The sequence below is a fragment of the Bacteroidota bacterium genome, from assembly GCA_034723125.1.
In the GTDB taxonomy this organism is placed as follows: domain Bacteria; phylum Bacteroidota; class Bacteroidia; order CAILMK01; family JAAYUY01; genus JAYEOP01.
The window spans coordinates 1-8,133 of sequence record JAYEOP010000502.1; the positions used below are offsets into that span (position 1 = coordinate 1).

5 protein-coding genes are annotated in these 8,133 nt (G+C 29.3%); all 5 read left to right on the top strand.

Features of this window, described 5'->3' with window-relative positions; genetic code table 11:
* Positions 1-440 precede the first annotated feature (440 nt).
* Entirely contained in the window at positions 441-2,795 is a 2,355-nt protein-coding gene (locus U9R42_12995) for a carboxypeptidase-like regulatory domain-containing protein (protein MEA3496935.1), read from the top strand.
* A 566-nt stretch (positions 2,796-3,361) separates the two neighbouring features.
* Entirely contained in the window at positions 3,362-4,591 is a 1,230-nt protein-coding gene (locus U9R42_13000; protein ID MEA3496936.1) for a hypothetical protein, read from the top strand.
* A gap of 4 nt (positions 4,592-4,595) precedes the next feature.
* The gene (locus tag U9R42_13005) at positions 4,596-6,419 is read left to right on the top strand and encodes a T9SS type A sorting domain-containing protein (GenBank protein ID MEA3496937.1); all 1,824 of its coding nucleotides are present in this window, start codon (positions 4,596-4,598) and stop codon (positions 6,417-6,419) included.
* A gap of 217 nt (positions 6,420-6,636) precedes the next feature.
* Positions 6,637-7,221 (top strand): hypothetical protein, encoded by a 585-nt coding sequence (locus U9R42_13010; protein ID MEA3496938.1) that lies wholly within the window; start codon positions 6,637-6,639, stop codon positions 7,219-7,221.
* Between the two features lie 13 nt (positions 7,222-7,234).
* A partial coding sequence (locus U9R42_13015; protein ID MEA3496939.1) for a Spi family protease inhibitor occupies positions 7,235-8,133 on the top strand: 899 nt, incomplete at its 3' end.

An 8,133-nucleotide genomic window follows, 5' to 3' on the forward strand; every position in this document is an offset into this window, starting at 1 on the left:
TCTCTAAGAAAACTCTGCAAAATTAGATTCCTATCTTTTTGCGATATTTTTATCTTTCTCAACTCACTGATGCTAAGGCATCGCCTCGTCTCAAAAAATAAAAATCTCATCAAAAATCTTAGAAATCGTAAAATTTGACAGTTTTCTTAGAGACACTATTTAAAGAACCTCCCTAAAAGTATTACTTCTTATTTTATAATTTCATTTACAGACAATTATATATATATTATTTCCTCTTTAGGGAATTTAAGAGGTACAGTTAGGCAAATAATGAGTTTTTTTATAAACACCAATAACAAAAAGAGTAATTTTGTAATCTGTGAATCTGTCTTTGACAGACGTAGTCTTTACTTTATGTATGTCTTCGATAGATAAAGTCTGTGGCAAATTTGATTACCCACAGTATTTGACATAGAACCAAAATTTTTAAGCAAAATAAAATGATAAGAGTATTTACTTTCATTATAGTTTTTTTACTGTTCTCTACCCTGCTCACTGCACAAAAGCTAACTCAGAATATTCGCGGTAAAGTAATAGATTCGGAAACGGAATATCCTTTGGTTGGTGCTAATGTTATAATATTTAATCCCAATTCAAATTCAATGTTAAAAGGAACAACAGTTGACTTAAACGGTTACTTTAAGCTAAGCAATGTAAATGTGGGTAAAATAAATCTTAAGGTAAGCTACATTGGATATAAAAGCAAAATCCTCAGAAACATAAATTTGATATCAGGTAAAGAACTTATTTTAACAATAAAATTAGAAGAAAAGGTTATTGAATTAAATGAAGTTAAAATTACAGCCAACAGAAATAAGCATCAGCCCTTGAACAAAATGGCTGTTGTAAGTGCTCGTTCCTTTACAATTGATGAAACAGAACGCTTTGCAGGAAGCTTGGGTGATCCTGCTCGAATGGCTACAAATTATGCAGGAGTAAGAATTTCATCCGATCAGGTTAACGATATTATCATTAGAGGTAATTCACCGGCAGGTTTGCTATGGAAACTTGAAGGAGTAAATATTCCCAATCCAAATCATTTTGGTTCAATGGGTTCTACTGGTGGACCTATAAGTATGTTGAACAATAATTTACTTGCAAATTCAGATTTCTTTACCTCTGCTTTTCCTGCCGAATACGGAAATGCTTTAGCAGGTGTTTTTGACTTAAATTTAAGAATTGGAAATAATCAAAAAAGGGAATATACAGGGCAATTCGGCTTAAATGGTTTTGAACTTGGAGCAGAAGGTCCTTTTAGTAATAAAAATAAAAAAGCCTCATACCTACTCCACTACAGGTACAATAATCTTGATTTGTTTAATAAAATGGGATTTAATTTCGGTTTAACAGTGTTGCCAATTTTTCAGGATGTTAATTTTAAACTTAACTTTCCTTTAAAAAACTCTTCACAAATAACTGTTTTTGGCTTGGGAGGTATCAACAGCATTAAAGCTGATTTTGGTAATGATACAATTCAAAGTGAATATAAAATAGATACGAAAATTGCTATTTTGGGAATAAGTTATAAAAAATATCTAAACCCCACAACTCGCATCAAAACGTCTATTGCAAGCACCTCACAACACTTTTTGGAACAGGATTACAAAATTATTAACAGCACTAAATGGGGTGATTACGTAAATGAAAATTTTGAGCATAAATATATTTTCAACACGGATTTTAAGAAAAAATTTAGCAATAAAAATTATTTTACAACAGGAATTGAAACAGAACTTATTGTATTTGAATATTTAGACAGTTTTTATTCTAAAAAATATAACTCTTATTTTTCAGAATTTAATATCTCAGAAAAGTTATTTCTATTTCAATCTTTTGTTCAATGGAAGCATATATTTTCTGATAATTTACAATTAGTTACAGGCTTACACCATCAACAAATCGATTTGAATAATGAAATTGCAATTGAACCCCGCTTAGGTATAAATTGGCAATTTAAAGCAAATCAAAAAATTTCATTTGGATACGGAAAGCACAGTCAGGCACAAAATCGTTTTGTTTATTTTATTAGGTCGTTAACAGATCCCTTAAATCCTGATTACATTTTTACAAACAAAAATCTAAAATTTTCAAAAAGTCATCATTTTGTTTTATCCTACAATTTATTACTCGATGAAAATCACCGCATTAAAATTGAAACATATTATCAATATTTGTATGATATTCCTGTTTCACGAAATTCTTCATTTTGGTCATTAATTAATTATGGTGCAAGTTTTAACAATACAGCTTTTCTTGATAGCCTTGTAAACAATGGAACTGCCGAGAATTATGGAATAGAACTTACTCTTGAAAAATTCCTGAACAAAAATTTATACTATTTAATTACACTCTCATTATTCAATTCAACTTACGTAGCAAGTGATGGAATAGAAAGAAACAGCATGTTCAATGGAAATTATGTCTTTAATATTTTAGGAGGATATGAATTTGAACTTAAAAAACACAAATCATTAATATTTGATTTAAAAGGTAGTTTTGCAGGAGGCACAAGAAAAATCCCTATAGACCTTGAAAAGTCAAGAGAAAGCGGAGGTACACGCTATAACTACAGCAGAGCCTTTGAAGAAAAGTTCTCAGATTATTACAGAGTTGATTTCAAAGTTTCATACAAAGTTAACTTGCCTAAAAGCAGTCATTTAATAGCACTTGACTTATCAAATATCACAAATCACAAAAATCATTTTGTAGAATATTACGATAGTGCTAAAGGAGAAATTGCTGATATTGGACAAATTGGTATTATTCCTGTAATTTTGTACAGAGTTAGATTCTAATGGGAGGTATTTAGTCTTTCTAAGAAAACACCAAATAACAAATTTCAAATGACAAATAAACACCAAATAATAAAATTCCAATTTTTCAAAATGTTTGAATATTAGATAATTGGTTATTGAGAATTATTTGTTTTTTGATGTTTGAGATTTGTTATTTTTAAAATGAATAGTTTTCTAAGAGGCACTATTTATAGAACCTTCCTAAAGATTAAGATGCGGGTTTCAAGATGCAAACAAATGGTATTAAACGAAAAGTATCCAGTTGATGGAACAAAAAACATCTTTGGGCGGAAAAGGTTCTTTTGTCTTTTTAAGGCTTAAATCCAATTTTTAAATCGTTAGGACTTGTTTCTTTATTCCTTGAATTTTAAAAAAAATTTGGATTTTGCAAAAATTTGTATTACGTTTGTGCAACATATTTTTATAAGAATTAGTTATAATTTTAAATAAAAAATAAGATTTATTAAATTAATAAAGCAGAAATATGAAAAATAAAATTACCCCCCCTTGTTTGTAATAGACAGTTACACAGATACTTACATAGTATAAAAATTCATTCAATTATTATGATTGTGTTATTAAATATTCCATTAATATTGTTTCTTAATATTAATAAATGTAATGCCCAAAGTGGAAACTGGGACGGAAATATTTTAATTCCAACAACTACAGATTATCAAGTTGGAATTGGAACCAGTGCTCCTGATGCTGATTTACATATAAAAAAAACTGATAACAATTACTGTAATAATAACGATTTATTTCTCTATCAGCGTTTCGAATTATTTGATAATCCTGAAGAAGGTTGTGCTACCAGAATTTGGGATATTTTATTAAATAATAATGGTTTATTGTTCAGAAATGTAGATAATATAGAAACTGATGTTTTGTTTATGAAGAATAATGGTTATGTTGGAATACATAATAATAATCCCAAGGCACGTCTTGATGTTAAAGGTGATATTATATTTGGAAAAACTTATAATGAATATTCAAATAAATATATGTTATATACTGCTTTGCCATGGTCTGATGCTCAGACACCAATTAAAACACTGAGGATTGGACCATTAAAAGATGGAGAATCACTACCCGCAATATCAAACAGTTTAATATTTTACAATAATAATATTGGGATTGGCTCATATCCATATGATTCTAAGACAAAATTAACTGTTGACGGAAATATGATTATAGGCAAAACAACTGGATATCATAAGAAATTAGGCATTTTTGAAATATATGAAGATAATAATGATTTTTGGTCACAATATATTCGAAATGGAGGAGGAAGTGCAAGACTTTTAAGAATAAAAGGAGGCTTCCCTAATGCTACACAAGCACTTTTTCAGGTTGAAGCAAATAACTGGGAAGAAGGAAGGGATGATGAAGAAGATGAAATTAGATTCAGAATTCTTGCAAATGGAAAAGTATTAATAGGTAAAGATTATACAGGCTCTGATGATTTTTTATTATCCGTTTCAGGAACTACTATTTGCAATGAATTAATTGTAACTGATAATAGTAATTGGGCTGATTTTGTTTTTAATGATGATTATGAACTTATGACATTAAAAGAATTAGAAAAATATATTAAAATAAATAAACATTTACCGGAAATACCTACTGAAAGTTTTATTAAGCAAAATGGATATAATATTGGAGAAATGGATGCTAAATTACTACAAAAAATTGAAGAACTTACTTTATACATATTAGAACTTAAAAAAGAAATTGATACATTAACGTCTGAAAATGGATTGATAAATAAAAAATTAAACTCAAATAAATTTTAAAACTATGAAAAATCTAATAATATTAATATTAACGGCTACATGTTTATTAATGAACACATTATTACATGCACAATGTTATGACCTTTCGACCGGGGCGGATACTATGGGTTTTGAAAATACCGATACAAATGAATTTTATACAAAATGGGAAATAAATGATGTAAACTCAAATGATACTTCATGGGAAAGATCATCATATATATCACATAATGGTGATTTTTCAATTGTAATAAAACAATACAATGATGATTGGCTTTTTTCAAGATGCTACGAATTAGATAGCAATGAACATTATGATTTAAGTTTTTGGTATTATATGGACAATCCATTTATTGAGAATCAGGGATTTTATTTGGTTTTAAGTACTACAACAGACTCAACCGGTATAGTTGATACATTAGTATATCATAATCAAGAATATTATAACTCATCTTTTACTAAAATATCAAAAATATTCAGTCCCCAATCAAATAATAATTATTACATTGGTTGGTACGCTTTTGGTCCCTCACATTATTTAGTTACAAGTTATTTTTTTGATGATATAGTTGTTAGTGAATATCAATGTGATACAGATCAAGTTGATCTTGGCAATGATACTACAATTTGTGCCGGAGACAGTATTTTGCTGGATGCAGGTTCAGGCTTTGAAAATTATTCATGGAATACAGGAGCAGATAACCAAACAATAAAGGTGGATTCAGGCACTTATTATGTTGAAGTTACAGCTGAATATGGGTGTAAAAGCTACGATACAGTAGTTGTAACTGTAATTACCATACCTGATGATACTTTGATATATGATGGAAATACGACTTTTTGCATTGGAGACAGTCTTGTCCTTGAAATCCAGCTTGAAAATGCAAATTGTGAAGATTATGACATTACCTGGACACCGGGAAACTCAACTGATTCGATAATAACCATTAAATACATAGGCAACTATTTTTGCCAGATAGCTGATACACAATTCGGTTGTACGATAACTTCCGATACTATAGATGTTGAGGTCCGTTATCCTTATAATGAACAGGAGATTTGTCTTGTTACTGTTGATGAAAACGGGAACAATGAAATTGTGTGGGAAAAAGAAGATAATAATTACATTAAGTCATTTAAGATATACCGTGAAACTTTTTATGTCGATAGTTTCGAATTAATTGAGACTTTGCCTTACGACAGTTTAAGTACTTATGTGGATACTGATTCAGAACCAGGTAAAAAACCTTATGTTTATGGTATTTCAGTTGTTGATTCCTGTGATAATGAATCCAGCTTGTCAGACTATCACGTTACCATTCATTTAACAATAAGTCAGGGAATTGGAGACAAGATAAATCTGAACTGGACAGATTATGAAGGTTTTGAATATTATACTTTCAGGATATACAGGGACACTAACTCAAGTTCCCAAACATTATTCGATTCGGTTCAGGCTTATATAAATTCTTATACCGATGAAAATCCGCCAGAAGGAAATGTTTATTATCAGGTAGAAGTGGTTAAAGATGAAGCATGCAATCCGACCCGTGCAGGATACAGCTCATCATTGTCAAATAAAGTGGATAAACTTTCTTCAGGTATAATGGATGAAGAGCTAAAGGGAATTGAGATTTATCCGAATCCGGCAAACGATAAACTAACAATCTTTAATCCCTATAAAAGCCTTGAAATACAAGTTGTTGATATTAGGGGAGAAATCATAAAAACCCTTAATGTTCAAAAAGGTACGCACAAAGTAAACATTGAAAATATTTCAAAAGGTATATATTTTATTAAGTTTATTAACAACAAAATATCAGCAAATTATAAATTAATAAAAAACTAATTTTTGATAATGAGATTTTTATTTCCGTTTTTGATATTATTTTTATTTCTTTTTTCGTGTAATAATGAAGAGGATATAACAATGAATTACTTAGACCAGGAGATAAAAGATTATGTAGATTTTCCTGCAGGTAGTTACTGTATTTACAGGAATCTGATTTATATGGAAAAGAAAAAAAAGTATGGGAATTAGAAAGGTATTTTATAAATAAATGATTATGCGAAAATTAAAAAATTATATAAAACCGTTAATTTTTGGAATTATAATATTGACAATTACTGGTAACTCTTGCCAAAATGGATATGAAATGTGTACATGGGAAATGGAAACAACTGATATGAATGTTTATTTAGGCAAGATGGAAAACCCAACCAGCTATGATTTAACAACTCATATTGATAAGTTAGATTATTGTAAATACAATCTGTTACGTATAAGTTTTAAATTCGATTCTAAATATTTGTCTCATGAATTTTGCAGTACACCACGGGATTCTCTTGTTGGCAGGATTGAAGATATTTTACTAATTTGTAATAATGATTACAATGAACTATATAAAACAGGTGATACATTAAATTCTATAATTGATATAATTTATCGAAAAACAAATGGTATGATGACAAAAAGTCGTTTATCATTAGAAAGTTATTTATCAATTAAACCTATATGTACTTTTCATGCATATTTATTTTTAAACCATCCACCTGACACTACTTCTATACAGTCTTTCAAATTATTTTATAAAGAAACAGACGGAACAACTTTTACAGATACAACGGAAACTATTTATATAACACCATAATAAATAATAAAATATGAAAAGTGTATTATTTGCAATATTATTAATTTTTTCAATTACTTTGTTAGCCGAGCCTGTTGATTCAACAGAAGCAAAAATAATTGCTGCTAATTTTTATCAATATAAAAACCAAAAAAGATCATGGGCAAACGTTAAAAAAACAATTGTAATGCAATATAAAGGAATTAATACCAGATATACTTTTGTTTTTGCAAACAACGATTTTGTTATTGTATCTGCCGACAATGCAACAGTTCCTGTTTTTGCTTATTCTGAAAATGGTTCATATAATAATGAGGATAAACCTCCTGCTTATGAGTATTGGATGCAAACCGAATATGATGAATGGGTTTACTATGTTCGACAAAATAATATAAGTAATGCAGAAACTATTGAGCAATGGAATAATATTAAAACCAATAATTTTAGTCAATATAGATCTAATAGTTCAGTAGATCCTTTGATTGAAACAAGGTGGGGACAAAGTTTTACAAATGATGGAGTATGCCCTGGATATAATTTTTTTGTTCAAAATAACAATAACTGTGGCTGTGACCATTGCACTGCAGGTTGTGTAGCCGTAGCTATGGCTCAAATAATGAATTTTTGGCGAAGTCCTGATAATGATTTTGATTGGTGTAATATGACAGATAGCCTAATAAAACTTGACATTAATAGCAATCAAAGAGCCAATTATGAAACAGAACGAAATGCAATAGCCGAATTAATAGCCGATTGTAGGGATAAATCTGATATAAACTATTGCAGAAAAATTGATAAAGAAACAAGCTGTCTTTCAGGAACAAGTACAGGTAAAGCAAAACGAGCTTTAAGAAACGACTACAAATATAGCAACGATATGTTACATCGTTATCGTTGTCTTACTATGAGTTGGAAACCTAAAATGAGAAAAAG